At 73.2% G+C, this 22,529-nt stretch carries 23 protein-coding genes; 11 read left to right on the top strand and 12 right to left on the bottom strand.

The window, feature by feature from the left end:
• Positions 1 to 29 precede the first annotated feature (29 nt).
• The 4 genes from AB0K14_RS01570 (at position 30) to AB0K14_RS01585 (ending at position 2,085) form a co-directional block, all read left to right on the top strand.
• Complete coding sequence (locus AB0K14_RS01570; RefSeq protein ID WP_360449068.1) at positions 30 to 350, top strand: DUF952 domain-containing protein; 321 nt, start codon at positions 30 to 32, stop codon at positions 348 to 350.
• An 81-nt stretch (positions 351 to 431) separates the two neighbouring features.
• On the top strand, positions 432 to 950 hold the full coding sequence (locus tag AB0K14_RS01575; RefSeq protein WP_360448344.1) for a SigE family RNA polymerase sigma factor: 519 nt from the start codon (positions 432 to 434) through the stop codon (positions 948 to 950).
• Positions 947 to 1,588 (top strand): hypothetical protein, encoded by a 642-nt coding sequence (locus AB0K14_RS01580; RefSeq protein ID WP_360448342.1) that lies wholly within the window; start codon positions 947 to 949, stop codon positions 1,586 to 1,588. Before AB0K14_RS01575 ends, AB0K14_RS01580 begins: the two co-directional genes overlap by 4 nt.
• A complete protein-coding gene (locus tag AB0K14_RS01585; RefSeq protein WP_360448340.1) occupies positions 1,585 to 2,085 on the top strand; it encodes a hypothetical protein in 501 nt (166 codons plus the stop codon). The genes AB0K14_RS01580 and AB0K14_RS01585 overlap by 4 nt, the downstream gene beginning before the upstream one ends.
• 82 nt (positions 2,086 to 2,167) lie before the next feature.
• On the opposite strand, the gene AB0K14_RS01590 is transcribed toward AB0K14_RS01585, so the two are convergent.
• Together AB0K14_RS01590 and AB0K14_RS01595 are read right to left on the bottom strand one after the other, a co-directional pair.
• Positions 2,168 to 2,728, bottom strand: a complete 561-nt coding sequence (locus tag AB0K14_RS01590; protein WP_360448338.1) for a ferritin — start codon at positions 2,726 to 2,728, stop codon at positions 2,168 to 2,170.
• Positions 2,729 to 2,832: 104 nt separating this feature from the next.
• Positions 2,833 to 4,080: an arginine deiminase gene (locus AB0K14_RS01595; RefSeq protein WP_360448335.1), complete on the bottom strand. Its 1,248-nt coding sequence runs from the start codon at positions 4,078 to 4,080 to the stop codon at positions 2,833 to 2,835.
• A 200-nt stretch (positions 4,081 to 4,280) separates the two neighbouring features.
• Between AB0K14_RS01595 and AB0K14_RS01600 the strand changes: the two genes are divergently transcribed.
• Positions 4,281 to 4,640, top strand: coding sequence for a hypothetical protein (locus AB0K14_RS01600; protein WP_360448333.1), 360 nt, complete (start codon positions 4,281 to 4,283; stop codon positions 4,638 to 4,640).
• Position 4,641: 1 nt separating this feature from the next.
• The gene (locus AB0K14_RS01605) at positions 4,642 to 6,723 is read left to right on the top strand and encodes a TCP-1/cpn60 chaperonin family protein (protein ID WP_360448331.1); all 2,082 of its coding nucleotides are present in this window, start codon (positions 4,642 to 4,644) and stop codon (positions 6,721 to 6,723) included.
• A 111-nt stretch (positions 6,724 to 6,834) separates the two neighbouring features.
• Here the strand turns inward: AB0K14_RS01605 and AB0K14_RS01610 are convergent, their stop codons facing one another.
• The 4 genes from AB0K14_RS01610 to AB0K14_RS01625 form a co-directional block, all read right to left on the bottom strand.
• The gene (locus AB0K14_RS01610; RefSeq protein WP_360448329.1) at positions 6,835 to 7,491 is read right to left on the bottom strand and encodes a GPP34 family phosphoprotein; all 657 of its coding nucleotides are present in this window, start codon (positions 7,489 to 7,491) and stop codon (positions 6,835 to 6,837) included.
• 19 nt (positions 7,492 to 7,510) lie between these two features.
• Positions 7,511 to 7,939: a hypothetical protein gene (locus AB0K14_RS01615; RefSeq protein ID WP_360448326.1), complete on the bottom strand. Its 429-nt coding sequence runs from the start codon at positions 7,937 to 7,939 to the stop codon at positions 7,511 to 7,513.
• Positions 7,940 to 8,067: 128 nt separating this feature from the next.
• The gene (locus AB0K14_RS01620) at positions 8,068 to 8,832 is read right to left on the bottom strand and encodes a CPBP family intramembrane glutamic endopeptidase (protein WP_360448324.1); all 765 of its coding nucleotides are present in this window, start codon (positions 8,830 to 8,832) and stop codon (positions 8,068 to 8,070) included.
• Between the two features lie 24 nt (positions 8,833 to 8,856).
• Positions 8,857 to 9,615: a DUF2470 domain-containing protein gene (locus tag AB0K14_RS01625; RefSeq protein ID WP_360448321.1), complete on the bottom strand. Its 759-nt coding sequence runs from the start codon at positions 9,613 to 9,615 to the stop codon at positions 8,857 to 8,859.
• 237 nt (positions 9,616 to 9,852) lie between these two features.
• On the opposite strand from AB0K14_RS01625, the gene AB0K14_RS01630 reads away from it, so the two are divergent.
• Positions 9,853 to 10,326 (top strand): hypothetical protein, encoded by a 474-nt coding sequence (locus AB0K14_RS01630; RefSeq protein ID WP_360448319.1) that lies wholly within the window; start codon positions 9,853 to 9,855, stop codon positions 10,324 to 10,326.
• 60 nt (positions 10,327 to 10,386) lie between these two features.
• Positions 10,387 to 10,851 carry a hypothetical protein gene (locus tag AB0K14_RS01635; protein ID WP_360448317.1) on the top strand — a complete coding sequence of 155 codons (465 nt, stop codon included), beginning with the start codon at positions 10,387 to 10,389 and terminating at the stop codon, positions 10,849 to 10,851.
• Between the two features lie 94 nt (positions 10,852 to 10,945).
• Here AB0K14_RS01635 and AB0K14_RS01640 read toward each other — a convergent pair whose 3' ends face one another.
• The 6 genes from AB0K14_RS01640 to AB0K14_RS01665 form a co-directional block, all read right to left on the bottom strand.
• A complete protein-coding gene (locus AB0K14_RS01640; protein WP_360448315.1) occupies positions 10,946 to 12,118 on the bottom strand; it encodes a VWA domain-containing protein in 1,173 nt (390 codons plus the stop codon).
• Between the two features lie 195 nt (positions 12,119 to 12,313).
• Positions 12,314 to 14,545, bottom strand: coding sequence for a DUF5682 family protein (locus AB0K14_RS01645; RefSeq protein WP_360448312.1), 2,232 nt, complete (start codon positions 14,543 to 14,545; stop codon positions 12,314 to 12,316).
• Entirely contained in the window at positions 14,545 to 15,633 is a 1,089-nt protein-coding gene (locus AB0K14_RS01650) for an AAA family ATPase (protein ID WP_360448309.1), read from the bottom strand. The genes AB0K14_RS01645 and AB0K14_RS01650 overlap by 1 nt, the downstream gene beginning before the upstream one ends.
• Positions 15,630 to 17,057, bottom strand: coding sequence for a DUF5691 domain-containing protein (locus AB0K14_RS01655; protein ID WP_360448307.1), 1,428 nt, complete (start codon positions 17,055 to 17,057; stop codon positions 15,630 to 15,632). Before AB0K14_RS01655 ends, AB0K14_RS01650 begins: the two co-directional genes overlap by 4 nt.
• Positions 17,058 to 17,229: 172 nt before the next feature.
• Positions 17,230 to 18,537, bottom strand: a complete 1,308-nt coding sequence (locus AB0K14_RS01660) for an SWIM zinc finger family protein (RefSeq protein WP_360448304.1) — start codon at positions 18,535 to 18,537, stop codon at positions 17,230 to 17,232.
• Positions 18,538 to 18,575: 38 nt separating this feature from the next.
• Positions 18,576 to 19,751, bottom strand: a complete 1,176-nt coding sequence (locus AB0K14_RS01665) for a homogentisate 1,2-dioxygenase (RefSeq protein WP_360448302.1) — start codon at positions 19,749 to 19,751, stop codon at positions 18,576 to 18,578.
• A 69-nt stretch (positions 19,752 to 19,820) separates the two neighbouring features.
• Between AB0K14_RS01665 and AB0K14_RS01670 the strand changes: the two genes are divergently transcribed.
• Genes AB0K14_RS01670 through AB0K14_RS01680 form a run of 3 tightly spaced genes read left to right on the top strand, consistent with a single transcriptional unit; the run spans position 19,821 to position 22,528 of the window.
• A complete protein-coding gene (locus tag AB0K14_RS01670) occupies positions 19,821 to 20,687 on the top strand; it encodes a hypothetical protein (RefSeq protein WP_360448300.1) in 867 nt (288 codons plus the stop codon).
• Complete coding sequence (locus tag AB0K14_RS01675; protein WP_360448297.1) at positions 20,684 to 21,856, top strand: fumarylacetoacetate hydrolase family protein; 1,173 nt, start codon at positions 20,684 to 20,686, stop codon at positions 21,854 to 21,856. The genes AB0K14_RS01670 and AB0K14_RS01675 overlap by 4 nt, the downstream gene beginning before the upstream one ends.
• Positions 21,857 to 21,859: 3 nt before the next feature.
• Positions 21,860 to 22,528 carry a helix-turn-helix domain-containing protein gene (locus tag AB0K14_RS01680; protein WP_360448295.1) on the top strand — a complete coding sequence of 223 codons (669 nt, stop codon included), beginning with the start codon at positions 21,860 to 21,862 and terminating at the stop codon, positions 22,526 to 22,528.
• The last annotated feature ends 1 nt before the right edge of the window (position 22,529 follow it).

The following is a 22,529-nucleotide window of genomic DNA, read 5'->3' on the forward strand; positions in this document are numbered from 1 at the left end:
GCACCTGTGGACAACTAGGAGGCGGAGTGATCCTGCGGATCAGCCCGAAGGCCGACTGGACGCGGGCCCGCGAGGACGGCGCGATCCCGCTGGACCCGGACGGTTTCGTGCACTGCTCGGACCCCGGCACGGTGCACCTGCCCGCCAACCGCCTCTACCCGAACCGGCACGACCTGGTGCTGCTGGTGGTCGACCCCGAGGGCCTGCCCGTGCTGTGGGAGCCGGGCGAGACCGAGGACGGCCCGTGGTTCCCGCACGTCTACGGGCCGATCCCGGCCGACGCGGTGGTCGCCGTGCACGAGTTCACACCGGACGCCGACGGCGCGTTCCGGCCGTTGCCCGTTTTGTGACCTGAACGGCGGCAACCGGCGGACCCGTTCGGGCGTGTACACCTCGACGGCGGTCGGGAGGTCGCCGGGAGGGGGAACGAGGTGACGGCGGTCCTGCCGGTCGAGTGGGTGGATCCCGGGGTCGACGCCCGGGCGGACTTCGGGGAGTTCGTCCGGGCGTCGCTGCCCACGCTGCTGCGCTACGGCCACGCGTTGACCGGCAACCCGCACGACGCCGCCGACCTGGTGCAGACCGTGCTGGAGAAGCTCGGTGCGCGCTGGTCGACGTTGTTGCGCAAGGGGTTCGAGCCGCTGGCGTACGCGCGGCGGTCGATGGCGAACGCGCACATCAGCCGGTGGCGGCGGCGCAGCCGGGAGAAACTGGTCGCGGACTTCCCGGACGCGATCGCCGAGTCCGGTGTCGACCGGTTGGAGCACGAGCCGCTGTGGCAGGCCCTGCGCGACCTGCCGCCCCGGCAGCGCGCGGTGGTCGTGCTGCGGTTCTACGAGGGCCTGTCGGAGCTGGAGATCGCGGCCACGCTCGGCATCTCGCCGGGCACGGTCAAGAGCCAGAACAGCAGGGCGATGGCCACGTTGCGCAAGAGGCTGGAGGAGGGGTGACGGTGGAACTGGACGACCGGTTGCGGGAGCTGTTCGCCGACGAGCGCCTCGACCTGCCCGCGAGACCGGACGCGGCCGAGGTGATCGTGACGGGCGCCCGGCGCCGACGGCGCGCGCGGGTCGCGGTGGCGTCGACGTTCGCGCTGACCCTGCTGGTCGGGGGCGGTGTGGCGGTGAGCGGCGTGGGCGGGAGCCTGCTCGGCGAGCCCGCCTCACCCGCACCTTCGACGGCGCCGCTGCCGGTGCGGACGTCGGGCTACCCCGTCCTGAGGTTGGGGATGCCCGCCCAGGAGGCCCGGGCCAACCCGGCGCTGACCTTGACGCGCATCGACACGTGCGAGTTCTACTCGTTGCCCGACGTGCCGGGTGACGCCGTCGCGATCTCACCGCGGTACGGGGTAGCGCGGATCACCCGGCCCGCGACGAGCGTGACCCCGACCAGCCTCCTGGGCGTCGGGACGCCGGCCGGGAAGGTGCTGGAGCACTACCCGGAGGCGGTGCGCCGGGACGACCTGATCACCGTCCGGTTGCCCGGCACGCCCGAGTGGCGCTACGCGTTCCCGCTGGACGACGCCGGCGAGGTGACGGCCGTGCGGCTGGAGCTGGTCGGGTCGGACTGCCCCCTGGGGGGCGGATGAAACGCCTGGTCATCGCGGCGCTGCTGCTGCTGACGGCGTGCGATCCGGCACCTCGGCCGACCGCGGGGCCGACCGCGGTCAGCGAGACCGCCGCGACCGACGGCGGCCAGGTGCTCGACTCGCGCGGTCTCGGGCAGGTGCGGCTCGGCCTGACCTCGGCGCAGCTGGAAGCCACCGGCGAGATCGGCGGCGACGTGACCACACCGGAGTTCTCCTGCCCCATCCGCGAGCTGAGGACCGCGAAGGGCTGGGTCGGCCTCCAGGACGGCGTCGCGGTGGAGATCCGGGTCGAGGGCGGCGCCCGCACGCCCGAAGGCCTGCGCATCGGCGACTCGCGGGACCGCATGCACGAGGTCTACCCGGACGTGCGGCAGTACCCGCACGGGTTCGTCCACGAGCTCGACCCCGAGACCCTCTACAAGTTCTTCTTCGAGAACGCCGGCGACACGCTCACCGGCATCAGCCTGGTCAAGGCCGACCGGGGCTGCCTGACCTGAGACGCCGCGACGCCCGCCACCGGCTGAGGTGACGGGCGTCGTCGGCTGTTCGGGCGCGCCGCTCGGGCGTGCTGGGGGGTGCCTACAGGGCGCCGCCCGCGGCCCTGGGCGCGCCGCCGTCGGCCACGTCGCCCACGGTCTCGCGGGTCAGGAAGGTCTCCACGTGGAACAGGTTGCCGTCGGCGCGGTCGACCACGGTGAGCAGCGTGCTCATCGACGCGACCTCCTCCACCTGCTCCTTGAGGAACCACTGGAGGAACTGCTCGCCGATGTAGTCGCCCTCGTCGCGGGCCGTCTTGGCCAGCGCCACGATCTGCTCGGTGACCTTCTTCTCCTGCTCCAGCGCCAGCGCCACCGGCTCACGCGGCGCGGCGAAGTCGTTGCGCACGTCGTCCACCCCGGGAATGGCCACCGGCAGGCCGTTGTCCATCAGGTACTGCACGATCATCATCGCGTGGTTGCGCTCTTCCAACGCCTGCTTGTAGAAGTGCGACGCGAGGCGCGGCAGGTCGTTGCCGTCGAACCAGACCGCGATGGCCACGTACTGCTGCGAGGCCGTGAACTCGTTGCGCACCTGCTCCGTGAGCAGGTCGTGGAACTTCGAGGTGCGCGCGGAGGCAATTTTCTTCAAGTTGACAGCCATGCTCGAAGAATAACCGAAAGTGCGCTTTAATGCATTGCAGGTAAGGCTTACGAAGGTAAGGAAAGGGTTGCCGAAGAAAGCTTAGGCAACCCTTTCCAGCTCATTCAGACCAGCGGCGCGCGGTCGATCGGGCACGACATGCAGCGCGGCCCGCCGCGGCCGGAGCCCAGCTCCGAGCCGCTGATCCGGATCACCTCGACGCCCGCGTCCTCCAGTCGCGCGTTCGTCTCCACGTTCCGCTCGTAGGCCACCACCAGGCCGGGCCCGACGGCCAGCGTGTTGTTGCCGTCGTCCCACTGCTCGCGTTCCGCGGTCACCGGGTCCAGCCCCGTGTCGATCACGCGCAGCTTCTCGATGCCCATCGCGTCGGCCGCCGCCTCCAGGAACGGGCGCCGGTCCTCGACCACGACGCCGCCCGCGCCGTCGGACCGGACGGGGAAGGCGAACAGGTTGTCCCGCACCGCGGGGTACATGACCACCGCGTCCCGGTCGACCATCGTGCACACCGTGTCCAGGTGCATGGTCGCCCGCTCCTGCGTGATCGGCACCGCCAGCACGGTGTGCGCCAGGCCGTCGGCCAGCGCGGACCGGGCGAACGATTCCGCGCCCGCGGGCGTGGTCCGCTCGCCGACGCCGATCGCCAGCACGCCCGGCGCGAGCAGCAGCACGTCACCGCCCTCGACCGGCGCGGAGTGCGCCCCGTACGCGCGGCCGGTCCGGCGGAACCGCGGGTGGTAGGCGTAGATCAGGTCGGTCAGCGCGGTCTCCCGGTCGCGCGCGGGCAGCGCCAGCGACGTGATCGCGACCCGGTCGCCCACCCACACCGACGAGTCGCGGGTGAACAGCAGGTTCGGCAGCGGGTCGACCGCGAAGTCGATCGGGTGGTGCATCTTGCGCACCAGCGACGCGCCCTCGGCCGCGGGCAGCTCCTCGAACGTCATGCCGGTCATCAGCGCGGTGGCCAGCTGGTCCGGGCTGATCGAGGCCAGGTGGGAGCGCAGCGCGTCGGCCAGGTCGATGCCCAGCCGCCGCTCGTTGACCGCGCTGTGGATGCCCGCGATCCGGGCGCGGTCGTCGTGCAGCGCGTCGACCAGCAGGTCGGCCAGCAACAGCACCTCGACACCGCGTCCGCGCAGCAGCTCGGCGAACGCGTCGTGCTCCTCCTGGGCCCGGTCGACCCACGGCACGCCGTCGAACAGCAGCTGGTCGTTGTTGCGCGGGGTGAGCCGCTTGAGCTCGGCGCCGGGCCGGTGCAGCAGCACCGTGCGCAGGGGGCCGACTTCGCTGTCGACTCGGGGCGCCGGTGCCGGCTCGTCGTCGGTGGACGCGGTCTGGGCGATGTGCGCAGTCACGGGATCGAGGGTAACCCGAGGTCGGTCGGAACAGCAGCTCTGAGTGGTCTGCGCCAGTGAAACTCGATCGTACGACGGCCTGAGAACGGCGATTCGTTGCGTCAGTGCCGGGTCGGACATTTGGAACGTTGCGTTGTGACGTGGACTACCGGTCCGTCGCTGTGGTTGCGGGATGATCGTGTTCTACCGGGGGAGGATCAGTGGCGGACTTCCGCTTGTTCATCGACGCGCCGGGCCGAACCGCCTCGGCGACCGGCCAGTTGCTGCAAGAGCTGGTCAGGGGTGCGAAGGTCGACGCGCGGCCCGCGCCGGCCGAGTCGCCGGACGGTTCGAAGAGCGGCGCGGGCGCGACCGTCGCCGAGCTGGTCGTCAACGGCGCGCTGCCCGCCGCGGTGGCCGCCGCCGTCGCGGCCGTGATCACGTCGTTCGTGCAGCGCGGCAGCGCGCGCAAGGTGACGATCAAGACCCGCGACGACGAGATCACCGTCGAGGGTGTCGACGCGCGCTCGCAGAAGGCCCTGCTGGAGGCGTGGCTGCGCGAGCACGAGAGCGAGGGGTGAGGTGGGTCGGCACGCCCTCCTGGTCGCGACCGGCGAGTACGAGGACGTCCGGCTGAGCCGGTTGCGCGCGCCCGAGCAGGACGTGGAACGGCTCGCCGCCGTGCTGGAGGACCCCGACGTCGGCGGGTTCACCACGGTCGAGGTGTTGCGGGACAAGGCCGACCACGAGATCCGCCGCGCGGTCGAGGACCTGCTCGCGCCGCGGGAGGCCGACGACCTGGTGCTGCTGTACTTCTCGTGCCACGGCCTCACCACGCCCGCGCGGCGGCTGTACTTCGCCGCGTCGAACACCTTGCAGGACCGGCCCGCCGGCACCGCGATCCCGCGCTCGTTCCTCAACGAGCAGCTGGAGGACTGCCGGGCGTCCGGGCGGGTCCTGCTGCTGGACTGCTGCTTCAGCGGCGCGTTCGTGGAGGGGTTCAAGGCGGCGGCCGGGACGACCGTGTTGGACGACCCGGGCAGGGACGGCGCGGGCACGGACGACGCCGGCTCCGGCTACGTGGTGATGACCGCGTCCAACGCCTACGAGTACGCGTTCGAGCAGGACTCGCTGTCCCTGGACGCGCCGCTCGCGTCGCTGTTCACCGACGTGCTGATCGAGGGCTTGGCCGGCGGTGGCGCCGACCTGGACGGCGACGGGTGGATCGACGTCGACGAGCTGTTCAAGTACGCGCAGGGCGAGGTGCGCCGCCGCCGGCCCGACCAGACGCCGCAGTTCTTCGCGCACGGCGCCTCGCAGCCGCTGCGGATCGCACGGGCCGGTGGCGCGCCCGGCCGTCGACCGCGGCGCACGGCGTCCTACACGTCCGGGCAGCTGCTGGTGGCGCGCGGGTTCCGGGCCGCCGCCGAGCCGGTGTGCCGGACGTTGGGTCCGATGGGCAGGCGGGCGGTGGTGTTCGTGGACCGGCGGCCGGTGGAGCTGTCCGACGCGTCGGCGATCGTGGCCGCGTTCCAGCCGGACGACCCGAGGGACTGGCTCGGCGCCGGGTACGTGCGCGACCTGGTGGAAGAGGTGCGGCGGGAAGCCGGTGACGGCGCGGCGTCGGCGGTGGCCGTGGCGGGGGGCGCGATCGGCGGACTGGTCGAGGCGATGCGCGACGGCCACAACCCGGTGCGGCTGATGCGCGGCGTCACGGCCGCCGCCGCCCGCGCGGCCGAGCTGATCGCGTCCGTGGCGGCGCCGTTGCGGGAGGAGGACGTGCCGGCGCTGGCCACGGCGGCGTCCGGCGACACCGAGGTCGGCTCGCTGGTCGGGCAGGTGGTCGCGGTGACCGGCCCGCGTGGACCCGTCCTGGTGGAGGCGAGCCAGGGCTTCGACCTGGAGTACGAGGTCCGCCGCGGGGTGCGCTTCGACAGCGGCTACGCGTCGAGCCTGTTCGTGACCGCCGGGGCGCGGAAGGAGGTCGTGCTGACGAACGCGCGCGTGCTGCTGGTGAGCGGGCGCCTGTCGGTCCCCGTCCACAACCTGGTGCACGAGGTCGGCGGGAGCGTGCTGGTGGTGTGCGAGGAGCTGCCGCACGACGCGCTGACGGCCTTGGTGTCGCTGGGCAAGGAGCTGCCGATCGCGGCGGTGGTGACCGACCAGGAGCGGTTGACCGAGCTCCAGGCGGCGGTGGGCGGCACGATCCTCGACGCGGACCTGCTGCCGACGGCGAACCCGCGGTCGCTCGGGCAGGCCGAGAAGGTCGTGGTCACGTCACGCGAGACCTCGGTGTACGGCGGCCGTTCGCAGACGGGCAACGCGGCGGCGCTGCTCCGCGCCCCGGCGTGGGCAGTGCCCAAGGTCGAACGGGCCGTGCGCGCGGTCCGCAGCGCCGCGCACGAGGGTGTGCTGCGAGGCGGCGGCGTGGGCTTGGCGGACCTGGGCGCCCGCCTGGCCCTGGAGGCCACCGGCACCCCGGAGGAGATCGCCGGCTGGCAGGCCTTCGCCGCCGCCCTCGCCGAACCGGCCGCCCGGATCGCCGAGAACGCCGCCCTGACCGTCGCCGACCTGGACCCGACCCTGCTCGACTCGGCGGGCGTGACCCGCACCGTGATCACCGCCGCCGCCCACACCACCTCCCGCTTCCTCCTGGTCCACTAACCCCCGCGTGTCCTACCTCCAACCCGCGCGTGTCCTACCTCCAGAACGCGCGTGTCCTACGTTCGCGTCGCGCGTGTCCTACGTTCAGGACCCCCGAGTTCAACGCTCAGGTCAGCTCGCCGCAGCCGCCACGACGACGGTCGCCACGATCGCGGACTGGACCTCCTCGATCGCCTTGCGCACGGCGGCCGCCGCCCAGTCGCCCTCGGTGATCGTCTTCAAGCGCCGGCGCACGACCGCGCGCGGCAGGCCGGCGAACACCTTCCGGTCGTAGCCGACGGCCTTCACCAGCGCGCACAGGGCCGCCGTGCGCGGGTCGACCGGACCGTCGCCGGTGATCGCCGCCGTCATCCGCGCCCGGGCGTCCACCTCCGCCGGCGGCTGGGCGCCGTCCGGCGTGGGGAACCGGGTGCGCGGGAACACCAGCAGCACCCGGTCCTGCTCACGCCGCAGCACGCCCGCGGCCACCAGGCCGTCGAGCACCTGGTCGGTCAGCTTCTTGCCCAGCTTCTCGATCCAGTGCGCGGGCTTGCGCGGCTTCTCGCCCGCGATCCTGGTCAACGCCCGGTCCAGCACGACGTGACCGACCGGCGCCGGGTCCAGCACGACGACCTTCTTGTCGATCACGTCGATCCGCTCCGCCAACGCCAGCTCGACCAGCAGCGCACCGGCCAGGCCGTACCCGAGCGCCGGTTGGCCCAGCCTGCGCGACCCGTCGTCCTCGTAGGCGAGCAGCGCCAGCTCCTCGGCCAAGGTCAGGTCGTCCACGACAGCACCCCCCGCTCCCTCAGATGAACCGCACGTCCGGGTGATCCGGCGAATCACCCCGGAACAGCGACGTGCCCCGACCCTTCAGGTGCAGGTCGAAGTATGCGGTGAAGTACTCGTACTGCGCGGTCAACGACCGGGTCGCGTCGATCTCGCCCACCACGCCCCGTCGCCGCTCCGGGCTCACCAGGTCACCCATCTGAGGCACGGCGAACTGCAGGTCGGCGTGCCGATCGGTCGGGTAGGTGACGGTGACCATCACCTCGCGGTTCTTCGCCGGTCGCCACGGGTCCGGCCGCCGGTCGACCAGGTGCAGGTCGGTGGTGCCGACCGCGTGCTTCCCGGTCGGTTCCGGCATGGTGATCACCACGCCGGTCGTGGCGGCCGCGGCGGGCACGGTCAGGGCAAGAGCGGCAACGGCCACGACGGCCGGTGCGGTGACGCGCATCGAGGTCCCCCCTCGTCGGGCAATGACCTCACTGTTCGCGACGGGGTCCTCGGCACGCGTCCTTCTGCCGGATGAACGCCCGATCCCCCGCGCGGATGACCCTGCAGGGATGACCCCGCGCGGATGGTTCAGGGCAACCAGGACACGTGGCCGCGCAACGCCGTGTAGCCGACGAACGCGACCACGTCCAGCAGCGCGTGCGCGACCACCAGCACCCACAACCGGTTCGTGCGCTGCCACACCTTGCCGAACACCAGGCCCATCACCACGTTGCCGACGAACCCGCCGAACCCCTGGTACAGGTGGTAGGAGCCGCGCAGCACCGCGCTGGCCAGCAACGCCGTGTTCTCCCGCCAGCCGAGCTGCCGGAGCCGGGTGATGAAGTACCCGACGACCAGCACCTCCTCCGCCCACGCGTTGCCCACGGCGGACAGCACCAGCACCGCGCTCCGCCACCACGACGAGTCCAACGTGGACGGCAGCACGGCCAGGTTCAGGCCCATGTTCCACGCGACCAGGTAGAAGACCAGCCCGGGGATGCCGATCACCGCGGCCAACCCGAGGCTGCCCAGCGCGTCCGGCCCGACCCTGGTCCGGTCCAGCCCCAGCGCCCGCAGCTTGATGCCGCCCTGCCACAGCAGGTACAGGCCGAGCCCGCCCCACGCGGCCAGCTGCACGACGCTCAGCAGCTGCGCGATCAGGTCCAACAGGTCGAACCGCGCCTGCGGGACGTTGATCGCGACCTTCTGCTCGTTGAGCGGGACCGGGTCCAGCAGGCTGTCTAGCAGCCGCACCAGGCTCCGCACCCCGGACAGCCCGAGCGTCACGGCGAAGACGAGCAGCAGTTCCAGCCGGTAGCCGCGGCGCGTCCGGGCGTCGAGGTCTTCGATCACCCCACTACGTTAACGACGCCCGCGTCACCGGCGTTGGGCGAGGAACGGACAGCCCATCAGGCGACGCAGCTCGCCGGCCAGCTCCTGCGCCGTGCCCACCGGCTGGGAGAACGCGATCCGCACGTCGTGGTCCTGGTCCGCCATCTCCACCCGCAGCCGCAGGCCGAACCGGTCCAGGCCGAGCGGCCGGACGTGACCGCCCTTCAGGTCGTCCGGCAGGTGTTGCGCGAGCAAGCCGACCACGTCCCGGTGCGACAGCTCCAGGTGACGCAACCAGTGGTCCTCGTGCGCGGCGAACGGGTCCGGCTCCGCCTGCGCGAACAGCTCCGGCCGCAACGACGTGGTGCCCTCGGCGTCGGCCACCACCAGCGAGGCGGGGGACAACCGGAGCGCGGACGCGCCGTGCCCGACGTCGAGCAGCCGCGGGTCCGGCCGCGCCTCGGCGACCTCCAGGGCCGCCTCGCGGGCCTGCTCGGCGGTGAGGGTGCGGAGCCAGCCGGTGATCCACAGCAGGCCGCGGACCGGCTCGCGCAGCTGCACCGGCGCCTGGTCGGCCACTTCCAGCATCGTGGTCAGCTCGGTCCGGCGGGCGGCTTCGACCAGCGGGTGCCGGTCGGGCAGCACGATCGTCGTCTCACCGCTGGGGTGGACGTGGTGCAGCACCGGGGTGATCCGGTTCTCCGTGCCGCCCGACGGCAGCAGGGCCGCGCGCCCACCCCGGGCGGCGATGGTGCGGGCCCGCTCCGCCGGATGCGGTGCCGGCGGTCGACGTGTCTCGTTCAACCGCTCACCTCCCAACTTAGGGCAGCCTAACTTGATGGGGCACCGCGGCGGTAGTCCCACGACCGGCGTAGCGCGTCCCGGCCCGGCGCACCCGGCCCGCCGGAATCGTTCACGCAGGTTAGGGGGCGCGCAACCGACGCGCCGAGCGGGGTCGCGAATGCGCCTGATCGGTCCGGTTGGCCGATTCGACGCGACCCGCGTCCGTCGTAACCTTGGCTCGCCTGGCGGAGGTGGCTCGTGGTCGTGCCCAACAAGCCGTCCACCCGAGGAGCGGCTCTCGATGACCGGTGGACCCGGTACTGCATGGAGATCGCCGGTCGGCGCGCGTTCGGCTGGGTGCTGATCGGCGCGCTCGCGTTCGTGCTGCAACTCGCGTTGATCTTCGTGTTCACCGTGTCGTCCGCCCTGCCGCTCTTGCTGCTGCTGTTCTCCGTGCTGGTCCTCGGGCTCGGGCTGACCCGGCGGCAGCCGTCCACCAAGGTGCTGGGCGACCACGCGTGGGTCTACGTGCGCGTCCACTGGCGCGCCGGGCTGCTCGTCGTGCACGGCCCCCGGCCGTTGGTGCTCGACGTCAGCGCCGGACCCCTCGCCCGCGGGCGGATCAACCGGCACCGGCGGGCGTGGGTCGTCGCACCGGACCGGGCGGGGAACACCGTCGTGACGTTCCGCGGCGTGCCCAAGCTCTTCCCCGCGAAGATCGTGCGCACCTGAGTTTGCTGATCATCTATTCGGTTACCCCGGAGGGGGAACTCTGGTTTGCTGGGAGCAGTGGTGGGCGAAACTTGGGTTGACAAGTGCCTGACCAGCGCGGATCGCCGCGCGGTCGGGTTCGTCGGGCTGGCCCTGCTCGCGTTGCTGACGCTGTGGGTCGTGTCCGAGTGGCTCGGCTCGCGCTGGGTCTTCCTGCTCACGCCGCTGTGCGTGGAACTCGCCGTGCCCGGGCTGCGGCACTTCTTCTCCCGCCGCGCGCTGCGGCGGCTGCTCGCGACCTACCCCCGGCACCCCGTCGAGGTGAACTTCGTGCCGGGGCGCACGCGCGTCGGGCGGCAGGCGTACCTGGAGACGGCGGACTCCGACCGCACGTTCCTGCGGCTGGCCGAGATCCCCGAACGGGTGCGCGAGAACATCCGCCGCGGCGGGCGCGTGTGGCTGGCCGGGCCCGACCCGCGCGGCCGGACGGTGGTGCTGACCCGCGGCGCGCCGTTCATGACCCTCGGACGGGTGGTCATCCGGTGAGGTCGCCCGTTCGCCCGACGAGCTGACGTGGGCTGACGGGTTGGCGGGTCGACGCGGGTTGACGCTGGTTGGCGGGTTGACGCCGGTCGGCGGGCTACCGGCCGACCGGGATGCCGCTCTGCTCTGCCCAGGCGGCGACGTCCTCCCGCCGCAACGCCGTGGCCAGCAGGTCCGGGAACCGGTCCGGGGTGCAGGCGAACGCGGGCGCGCCCAGCTCCGACAGCTTCGCCGCCAGCTCGTGGTCGTAGGCGGGCGTGCCGCTGTCGGACAGCGCGAGCAGCACCACGACCGTCACCCCGCTCTGCACCAACTCCCGCACCCGCCGCTGCAACTCGCGCGCGACACCACCCTCGTACAGGTCGCTGATCAGCACCATCACCGTGTCCGTCGGGCGGCGCACCAGTGACTGGCCGTAGGCGACCGCGCGGTTGATGTCCGTGCCGCCACCCAGCTGGGTGGAGAACAGCAGGTCCACCGGGTCCTTCAACTGCTCGGTCAGGTCCACCACCTCGGTGTCGAACACGACCAGCTTCGTGTCGACCGCCTTCAACGAGGCCAACGACGCGCCCAGCACGGCGGAGTACACGACCGACTCGGCCATCGAACCGGACTGGTCGACCAGCAGGACCACGTCCCGCAGCGAGGCCTGGCGGCTGCGCCGGCTGTTGCCGACCAGGTCCTGCACGACCACCGTGCCCTGGTCGGGCTGGTAGTGGCGCAGGTTCTTCCGGATCGTGCGGTTCCAGTCCACATCGGACAGCCGCGGCCGGCTCGTGCGGCGGGACCGGTCGATCGCGCCGTGCACGGCGGCCAGGAGGCGGTCGGCCAGCCTGCGCTCGATGTCCTCCACGACCTTGCGCACCACGGCGCGGGCGGTCTCGCGGGTGCGCTCCGGGATGGCGCGCGACAGCGAGACCAAGGTGCCGACCAGGCTCACGTCCGGTTCCACGCTCGACAGCAGTTCGGGTTCCAGCAGCAGTTGGCGCAGCCCCAACCGCTCGACCGCGTCCTTCTGCATGACCTGGACGACCGAGCTCGGGAAGTACGTGCGGACATCGCCCAACCACCGGTGCAGCACCGGCGACGACCCACCCAACCCGGCACTCCGCTTCCCGCCGGCGTCCACCGCGTCACCGCCGCCGTACAACCCGGTCAACGCCGCGTCCCGCCGCTGGTCGTCGTCGCCGAGAGCACCGAGGTCCCCGGCCGCGCCACCCAACAACAGCCGCCATCGCCGTTGCCGCTCAACCGCGATATCGTGCGTCACGCGAACATCCCACCCATCCCGGCCACCCAGGCCCTGTGTCACACAATCGGGTGATCATCGCCCGAATATGTACGGAAACACCGTTACCGGTCCTCGGTTAGAAACCATGAGGCCGCCGACAACCACCCCCACGTCCACTCCACGCCACCCGCCGCTTGGCCCGTCCCGACCGCCGCCGGCGACGCCCGCCGCACGTCATGCGCCGGCGCCCAGGAGATCGCGCACGTGACCGGCGAGACGCGCCGCGAGCTCCTCGTCCCAATCGCTCGCCGTCGCCGTCGCCGCCCCGCCCGCCGCCGTGCCCCTGACCCGGTCGCCGAGCATCCGGCGCTCCGCCGGGCTGAACTCGCCCACCGCCCGGCGCAGCAGGGGTAGCGCGGCCGCGAAATCGGCGCCCGACAGGCCCGTCAGCCACTCGTCCACCACACCGAACAGACGCGGGTCCGCGGTGAGCAGCGCGGCCGACCCGCGCAGGAAGCCCGCCACGAACGCCGTCGCACCGGCGGCCAGGGAGACCGCGCGGTGCAGGCGGGCGGCGACCTCGTCGGAGTCCAGGGCACCCGTTTCCCACAGCAGGCGCGTCGCGCGGCCCGTCGGCAGGCCGTGCGCGTCCGGCATGGCCACCAGGGACCTCAGCGCCCGCTGCCACGTGTCGCGGTGCTCGTCGTCGGCGGCCAGGCGGACCGCGTCGTCCGCGCCCTCGACCGCCTTGACCGCGCGTTCCGCCGTGTCCTCGTCCACGCCCCGGCACGCGATCGGCAGGCCGACCGCGCCGCGCGCCAGCAACCCGTGCAGGGCGACGCGCAGCAGCTCCGGGTCCGTGCCGCGCACCGAGCCGTAGCGCACGGTGGTCGCGAGGTCCGGGAGGGCGGACAGGAGCTCCAGGGCGTCGGTCGCGGCCGCCGCGCAGCGGTCCAGCGCCTGGCGGGACGCGGCGACGGCCTCCGGGATCTCGCACCCCACCGACCGGCTCAGTGCCTCCGCGGCGTCGACCACGCGGGTGGCCGCCGAGGCCCGGGCGACCAGCACGGTGCGGGCGGCGGCCTCGACGGTGGTGCCGTGCCGGGCGGCCACGGCCAGCGCCACCGCGAACTCCGGCTGCCAGTGCAGCTGCCACGCCTCGGCGAACGTGCCCAACGTGCGGGTCGTGTCCGGCGTGCCCCACGGGACGTCCAGCACTTCCAGGCGCCGCAACAGCTTCGAGCGTTCCCGATCGGTGTCCTTGCGCAGGTCCAGGCGGATCGGCTTGACCGCGGTGCTGGGTTGCAGGCGCAGGCGGCGTTGCAGGCGGGCCAGGTCCGCGGCCAACGGCGAGGTCGGCACGTCGTCACCCACCGCGCCCAACCGCTCGCCGACTACCAACTCCTCGTGCACCAGCCGGAGCGGGGTCGCGTCGCCGCCGCACAACACCGCCAACGACGCCTCCATCACCTCCGACAGACCGGGCGACGGCCGGCCCCGCATCGCGGCCAACGCGTCCGCCAGCCGCACCGCCTCCACCGCGCTCGCCGTCGACGCGGGCAAGTCCTCCGCCCGCAGCACCGCGCACACCTTGGCGAACCAGCGCGGCACGGCGTCGCCCCGTTCGGCGCACTCCCACAGGTGCGCGTACCAGCCGGGCGAGTCGACGCCCGCGCCATACCCGGACGACGCGGCCAGCTTGCCGTGGCTCCACGGCACCCACGTGCCGGAGATCTTCTTGCGCGGCAGGCCTTTCAGCGCGGCGGCGTCGACCGAGGCCGGAGGCAGGGTGCGCAGCGCGGGCACGTGCCAGGCACCGGCCACCACCGCGATCGGGCCGTCGACGTCCTTCAACGCCTGCCGCACGTTCTGCCGCATCGCGGCTTCCCGGCGCAACGTGCGGGCGTCCACCTGGTCGGCGAACTCCTCCCGCAACGCGCCCATCGCCTCCGCGACCGCCTCGGCCAGGTCCTGCGGGTCGGTGTGGTGCTCGACCACGTCCTCCCACCAGCGTTCCGGGTCGTCGAAACCGGCCGCCTCGGCCAGCGTGCCCAGGGGGTCGATCGCGGCTCGCGGGGCCTCGGCCGACTCCGGTGAGCCGGTCGGCTCGGTCGGTTCGGTCGGGGTGTCGTCCAGGGACGCGGCGGCGGGCAGGTCGAAGAAGCGCACCGGGACACCGTTGGCGTGCGCCCACGTCATCGCCCGCCACTCCGGCGAGAACTCGGCGAACGGCCAGAACGCGGCCCGCGCCGGCTCCGCCTCGTCGTGCAGCAGCAACGCCACCGGCGGCGTCAGGTCGGGCACGTGCCGCAGCAGCGCGTCACCCTCCGGCGGACCCTCGATCAGCACCACCTCCGGCCGCACGGCCGCCAGCGCCGCCGCGACCATGCGCGCCGAACCCGGACCGTGGTGCCGGATCCCGAGCAGCGTCACCCGCTCGGGCAGGGGCTGCTGTTCCCTCGTCATCAGCCCACCATGTCCTGGCACGCCCGGTACAGGTCGCGCCACTCCGCACGCTCCTTCACCACCGCTTCCAGGTACTCCTGCCACGCCGCGGTGTCCGACACGCGGTCCTTCACCACCGCGCCGAGCAGGCCGGACGCCAGCTCGTCGGCGGTGATCGTGCCGTCGCCGAAGTGCGCGGCCAACGCCATGCCGCTGGTCACCACCGAGATCGCCTCGGCCGTGGAAAGGCTGCCGCTCGGCTTCTTCAGCTGCGTGCGACCGTCCACGGTGGACCCGTTGCGCAGCTCCCGGAAGATCCGCACCACCCGGCGCACCTCCTCCAACGCCGGCGGCTCGGCGGGCAGCTGCAACGCACGGCCGAGCTGCGCGGCGCGGGCCGAGACGATCTCCACCTCGTCGTCCTCGGTCGCGGGCGGCGGCAGCACGACGGTGTTGAAGCGGCGGGCCAGCGCGGACGACATCTGGTTCACGCCGCGGTCGCGGTCGTTCGCGGTGGCGATCACGGTGAACCCGGGCACGGCCTGCACCTGGATGCCCAGCTCCGGGATCGGCAGCGTCTTCTCGGACAGGATCGTGATGAACGAGTCCTGCACCTCGGCGGGCATCCGGGTCAGCTCCTCGATCCGGACCACCGCGCCCTCGCGCATCCCCGTCATCACCGGGCTCGCCACCACCGCCGCCTCCGACGGCCCCTCGGCGATGAGCCGGGCGTAGTTCCAGCCGTAGCGGACCTGGTCCTCGCCCGTGCCCGCGGTGCCCTGCACGACCAGCGTCGAGTTGCCGCTCACGGCCGCCGCGATGTGCTCCGACAGCCACGACTTCGCCGTGCCCGGTACGCCGACCAGCAACAACGCCCGGTCGGTGACCAGCGTGCCGACGGCCACCTCCACCAGCCGCCGGTCGCCGACGTACTTCGGCGTGATCACGGTGCCGTCCGAGAGCCTGCCGCCGAGCACGTAGGTGACCACCGCCTGCGGCGACATCCGCCACCGCGGCGGGCGCGGGCGGTCGTCCGCCGCGGCCAGGGCCACGAGCTCGGCGGCGTACTGCTGTTCCGCGGCGGGCCGCAGCACGGATTCGGTGGTCACTGGCTTTCCTCCCGGTGGTTGAACGCCTCGCGCAGCTGCATGCGCAGGCGCAGGACGTCGAGTTCGACGGTGTGCTCGGGCCAGCGCTCGGTGATGCGCGCCCAGTCCGCGCCGAGCACCTCGGCATCGCCCCTGGCCAGCAGCACCGCGGGCGGTCGGCCGGCGCGCCACCTCGGATCGCGCATACCGGCGTAGCGGTCGAGCAGGTCCGCGGTGGCCCGCGCGCTCCACGGCGCCGGCAACTGCGAGCAGGCGTGGTCGAGCAGGTCGTAGTTCCACTGCCGCGACACCTCGACCACGGTGCGCGCGGCCAGGTCGGCGGGCAGCCCGCCGAGCATCTCCAGCTGCTCCATGCCGGTCAGCGACCGGGTCGCCGCGACCGCCCACGGCCGGGCGTCGTCGGCGAGCTTCAGGTTCTGCGCCACGCCGCGCAGCAGCGAGCTCGCCCACGGGCCGCGGGCGAGCTCGCCGGCGGCGCCCTCGTCGTCGGTGTCCAGCCGGCTGGTCCAGTGCTGCGGCGGCACGCTGGCCGCCGCGCCCCGGAGCCGGCCCGCGACACCCGCCTCGGACCCGTCCTTCATCAGGTCGCGGGCCTCGTCCGGCTCGGGCGCGAGCTCGGCCCACAGCTCGTCGGTCTGCACGTCGAAGCCGTCGGCGGTGAGCCACAGGCCGCGGTGCAGGCGTTCGGCGGCGCGTTCGGCCAGGTCGGACGCGGGCAGGGTGCGCAGCAGGCGCAACGCCTCGTCGTGCACGCCGATCGCGCGGTCGTCCAACGCGCGTTCGAGCAGCGGTTCGTCGTCCGGGCCCAGGTTCGCCTCCAGCGCGCTGACCAGCACCTGGCGGTCGGTGGCGCGCCGTTGGAGGTCGAACTGCGCGGCCAGGAAGTCGCGCGTCTTCGCTGGATCCTCGTTGCGCGCGCGCCGCAGCGCGGCCAGGCGTGACTGGCCGGGCAGGTCGAGGACCTGGTCGAGGTCGACTTCCGGCGTCGTCGCGCCGGTGACCGCCCAGGCCCAGCCGGGCCGGATGCCCGCCAGCCACCGGCCGCGGGCGCCGAGGACGGCGGACACGGCCGGGCGCAGGCCGGGGTGGGCGGTGCCCAGGCCCAGCAACGCGGGCAGCTCGTGGTGGCCGGCGACGACGCCCGCGGTCCTGGCCATGCCGCACCACTCCGTGAGCAGCACCTGGTCGTCCAGGGCCAGGATCTGGACCAGCACGGACCTCGCGGCCGGGTGCGCGAGCACGTCGTCGGAGGGCGGTGCGGCGGGCAGCGGCGGGGTGTCGACGGTCGGCGGCAGCTGCGCGCCGTGCGTGGCCACGCCCAGCGCGGCGAGGCGGTCCAGCAGCGCGGTCGGTGTGGTGCCCGACCGGTGGGCGCCCACCAACGCGGCCTGGACGGCTTCGTCCCAGTCGGCCTGGAGGGTCATGGCCGACCACCCGTGGCACCGGGTCGACCGGTCTGGCCACCCGTGGCGCCGGGTGGGGCGGGTCGGCCGGTCGCGGTTCCTCGTATGCAACCGAGGGGCGGTAACGGTGTTTCCGTACATTTTCGGGCGATGATCACCCGATCGTGTCGCGGAAGTCCGTGCTGCGGCTTGATCATCCCACGACCTCCGGTGCTCCGCCCGGCGTGGCCACCGCGCCCAGGCGCAGCTCGCCACCGTTCCACAGGCCCCACGCGTCGAACGGCTCGCCGCCCGTCAGGGCCAACGCCTGGTCCAGCGCCAGGTCACCCCGCACCCGTACCCCGCGCCCCGTCCCGTCGACCAACCACAGCACGTCCTCGGTGACCCGCACCGACGCGCACCCCAGCGGGTGCAGGCGCTGCCACGGGTCGGCCTTCAGGTGCTCCTCCAGCCCGGCCAGCGCCGCACGCCACGACTCCGGCGCGGGCACCGGCTCCGGCGGCCGCTCCACCAGCAGCTCACCCACCGCCACCCGGTGCGGCGGCACGCCGGGGTACGGGTGCAGCACCCCCTGCACCTGCACCCCGTGCGTCAACGGCGGAGCGGGACGGGCACCGCCACCGGCGTGCCGCACCGCCACCACCCACCCGTGCGCACGCCCCCACGCCCACTGCCGCACGGTCCGCACCAGGCCGTCGTCGGACTCCAGCTTCAGCAACGGCGCCCACTGGTCCGACCAGCCCGGACCGCCGCGCACCTCCTCCTCCGCCACGGAGAAGCCCAGCCGACGGCGCACCACCGCATCGGGCACCACCGCATCGGCCACCACCGCACCGGGCGAGGTGGACAACCGCGCCAGCAGGTGCATCCCGCCCAACCGGTCCGCCGCGTCGTGCGCCCACCGGGGCCCACCCGCGGCGACGATGCCGCGCACCTCGTCCACCGCCGACGCCAAACCCTTGGCCTGCGCGTCGACCATCCGGGCCTCGATCGAGTGCCACCACGCCGCGTCCCGCGCGGGCAGCCCCGCCAGGCCCGCGCCGGCCACGTCGGCCAGCCAGTCGGTCAGCCCCGCCACGCCCGCGCGCACCGCGTTCTGCCTGGCCGAGGCCGTCTTCTCCTTGGCCTTGGCGCGCCGCTGCACCGCCTCCGGCGAGTCGTCCGCGGCCACCGGAGCGGCGGCGGCGCGGTTGCGCCGGGCCAGCCACTCGTCCACCCAGTCGGGCGTCTCCGCGACGGCCAGCGGCTCCCGCGCGTCGCGCAGCTGCAACGCCAACGCGTGCTTGCACGGGAACTTGCGCGACGGGCACGAGCACTTCGTCGCCCGGTCACCCAGGTCGACGCACACCTGGTAGGGGTTCTTCCCGCTGCCCTTGCACAGACCCCACAGGGCCGTGTCGCTGCGACCCGTCCCGTGCCAACCGGAGGACCCCGCCAGCCGGGTGGCGCTGCTCGCCACCTGGCCGTCCGGGGCCTGCTCCAGAAGCGCTCGTGCGTCCATGCCGGCAGACGTTAGAGCCACCCACCGACAAAATTGGATCAATCCAGGTCGGGACCCCGACGTGCCCAGGACCAGGCGTACTTCGGGTCCTCCGACGCCAGCGCCGCCTCGCCCAGGTCCAGCGGCCGGAAGGTGTCCACCATGACCGCGGTCTCGTCGAAGTGGTCCACGCCCAGCGACGCCTCGACCGCGCCGGGCTGCGGTCCGTGCGTGCAGCCCGACGGGTGCAGCGACAGCGAGCCGAGGCCGATGCCGGAGCCCTTGCGGGCCTCGTAGTTGCCGCCGACGTAGAACATCAGCTCGTCGGAGTCGACATTGGCGTGGTTGTAGGGCACCGGGATCGACAACGGGTGGTAGTCGACCTTGCGCGGCACGAACGAGCACACCACGAAGTTCGGACCCTCGAAGGTCTGGTGCACGGGCGGCGGCTGGTGCACGCGGCCCGTGATGGGCTCGAAGTCGCGGATGTTGAACACCCACGGGTACAGGCAGCCGTCCCAGCCGACTACGTCGAACGGGTGGTTGGCGTAGGTGAACCGGGTGAGTCCGGCGCGGTGCCGCACGAGCACGTCGACGTCCTCGCCGTCCACCAGCAGCGGCTCAGCCGGCCCGCGGACGTCGCGCTCGCAGAACGGCGAGTGCTCCAGGAACTGGCCCTTGGCCGACAGGTACCGCTTCGGCGGTCCGATGTGGCCGGTCGCTTCGAGCACGAGGACGTTCATCGGCTCGGAGGGCACCACGCGGTAGGTGCACGACGTCGGCAGCACCACGTAGTCGCCCTCGGCGACCGGCAGCGCGCCGTAGATCGTCTCGACGACGCCCTCGCCGGACTGCACGTAGAGCAGCTCGTCGCCGGCCGCGTTGCGGTACAGCGGGCTGGGCGCGGTCGCGGTCACGAACGCGATGACCACGTCGGAGTTGCCGAGCAGGGTGCGCCGACCGGTGACCGCGTCCACGTCGGAACCCCAGGTCAACGCCGGTGTCCTGAAGTGCCGCGGCTTGAGCGGGAGGTTCGGCGCCAACGCGCCGCGCGCCTCCTCGACGGTGACCGCGTCGACGATCGCGGTCGGCAGGTGGCGGTGGTAGAGCAGCGCCGAATCGGCTGAGAAGCCCTCGACCCCCATGAGCTCTTCCGCGTACAGCCCGCCCTCCGGTGTGCGGAACTGCGTGTGGCGCTTTCGGGGGATCTCACCCACCTGGCGGTAGTACGCCATGGTTCACTCCGGGCGTTCGATAGTCGGACATCTTTGTTCATTGACCGGTACGCCACTAGCGTGTCAGCCGTGTCAAGCGCCTTCGAACTCCGTGCGCCCGGTCCACGCGGCACTCCGCCCCTGCTCGCGCGGCTTGTCGACGACGCCGCACTGTTCCCGCCGGGCAACGCATCCATGCCCGACGCGGTCCGCGGCCACCTCGACGCACGCGCCGGGGAATGGGCCGGTGCGGTCGGTCTCTTCCTGTGTCCCGCGTCGCGCCTCGCCGAGCTCATCACCGAGCTGATCAAGGTCAAGCCGGTCAAGCCGGTGGCCCTCTCGCTGGTGATCGACACGGGTCTGGGAGGTGTGCCCAAAGCCGTGTCGATCGTCGAATCCCGCAGCGAGCTCTTGGCGCTGCGGATGGTCGAGATGCCGGCCCCGTCCGATGTGGACGAGGTGTGGCTCGAACGCGTCTCGGAGTTCGTGCCCGAGGACGTGATCCGGGTGGTCGAGCCCCGCCGGGGCGGCGCCGAGTGGCTGGACGGCGTGCGCCGCGTCATCGAGCACGGCAGCTGGCCCAAGCTGCGGTGCGGCGGGGTCAGCAAGGAGAACTTCCCCAGCGTCGACGAGGTCGCCGACTTCCTGGCCGTGGTCAGCAGCGGTGGCGTGGCCTTCAAGGCGACCGCCGGGCTGCACCACGCCGTGCGGCGCACCGACGAGGCGACCGGGTTCACCCACCACGGGTTCCTCAACCTCCTCGTCGCCACCGCGCGCTCGCTGTCCGGCGGCGACGTGCGCGAGGCGTTGTCCAGCACGGACGCCGTCGCGCTGGGCGAGGAGGCCTCCGGGCTGACCGACCAGGCCGCGCACGCCGTCCGCGGCGTGTTCGCCTCCTACGGCTCGTGCTCGCTGGACGAGCCGATCGCCGACCTGGAGGAGCTGGGTCTGCTGTGAGCTGGATCGAGGATCCCGCCTTCACCGCCGACGCGCCGTTCGGGCCGCAGACGCTGCCCTACGGCGTCGTGGCCGGCGGTGTCGCGGTGCGGGTGGGCGACCGGGCGCTGCCGCTGCGCGGGCTGGCCCTGGGCGAGCGGCTGGAGCCGTTGGTGGCCGCGGGCTCCCTGGACGCCCTGCTGGCGGCCGGGCGGCCGGCGTGGAGCGAGCTGCGGGCGCGGCTGGTCGAGATCGTCTCGGCCACGTCCGCGCCGCGCGGCGCGGAGCTGGTCGGGCTGGACGGCGCGGTGCTGCCGTTCACCGTGGCCGACTACGTCGACTTCTACTCGTCGCGGCACCACGCGGAGAACGTCGGCCGCATCTTCCGGCCCGACGGCGAGGCGCTGCTGCCGAACTGGACGCACCTGCCGGTCGGCTACCACGGCCGGGCCGGGACGGTCGTCGTGTCCGGCACGCCGATCGTCCGGCCGCACGGCCAGCGGCGGTCGTCCTCCGGTCCGGTGTTCGGGCCGACCGGGCGGCTGGACATCGAAGCCGAGGTGGGGTTCGTGTGCGGCGGTCCGGTCGCGTCGCGGTTGACGCCGTCGCGGGCGGTCGAGCACGTGTTCGGCGTGGCGCTGGTCAACGACTGGTCCGCGCGCGACATCCAGGCCTGGGAGTACCAGCCGCTCGGCCCGTTCCTGGGCAAGTCGTTCGCCACGTCGGTCTCGGCCTGGATCACGCCGCTGGAGGCGTTCGCGGTGGCCAGGGTGACACCGCCGCCGCTGGGCAACGACGTGCTGCCGTACCTGGTCGAGGACCGGTCGTGGGGCCTGGACATCGACCTGGAGGTCGAGTGGAACGGCACCGTGGTGTCCAGGCCGCCGTTCCGCGAGATGTCGTGGACGTTCGCGCAACAACTCGCGCACCTGTCGGTGAACGGCGCTACCGTTCGGCCGGGCGACCTGATCGCGTCGGGCACCGTGTCCGGCCCGGCCCGCGACGAGCGCGGCTCCTTCCTGGAGCTGAGCTGGGGCGGGAAGGAGCCGGTGGTGCTCGACGACGGCGAGCGGACGTTCCTGGAGGACGGCGACACGGTGCGGATCACCGCGACGGCTCCGGGTGAGGGTGGTTCGGTCGTCGGGCTGGCCGAGGTGGTCGGCACGGTCGCGCCCGCCGACGAGAGGTAGAGCGTGGTCAGACCCGATCCGCGCGGCCGGTTGCCCGCGCCCGCGTCGAAGGAGAGCTCGCTGACCCTGGAGCGGGGCCTGGCCCTGCTCCAGGCGGTGGCCGACGCCGAGTCGGAGGCGCCGTCGATCAGCGAGCTGGCGGCGGCCATCGGCGCTTCGCGGGCCGCGGTGTACCGGCTGCTGGTGCCGTTGCAGTCACGCGGGCTGGTGCGGCGCGAGGGGTCGAAGGTGCGGCTCGGGCTGGGCGTGCTGCGGCTGGCGTCGAACGTGCTGCCGCAGTTGCGGCTGGCCGCGCAGCCGGCGCTGCGGACGTTGGCCGAGACCGTGGGCGCGACGTCGCACCTGACCGTGGCGGACGGGAGCGAGGCGCAGGCGGTGGCCGTGGTGGAGCCGTCGTGGACGGCGTACCACGTGGCCTACCGGGTCGGGTCGCGCCACCCCGTGCACCGGGGTGCGGCGGGCAAGGCCATCGGGCTGTCGCCGGAGGGGCGGCAGTGGGTGCACTCGACGGGTGAGCTCCAGCCCGGTGCGTACGGGGTGGCGGCGCCGGTGCGCGGCGTGCCCGGATTGCGGGCCAGCGTGGGCGTGGTGGCTCTGGAGAGGCTGGACGGTGACGTGGTGGGCCCCCAGGTCGTGAGGGCGGCTCAGGAGGTCGCTGACGCGTTGCGCTGAC

Origin of the sequence: Actinosynnema sp. NPDC050801 (genome assembly GCF_040673975.1) — a bacterium.
Taxonomy (GTDB): Bacteria; Actinomycetota; Actinomycetes; order Mycobacteriales; family Pseudonocardiaceae; genus Actinosynnema.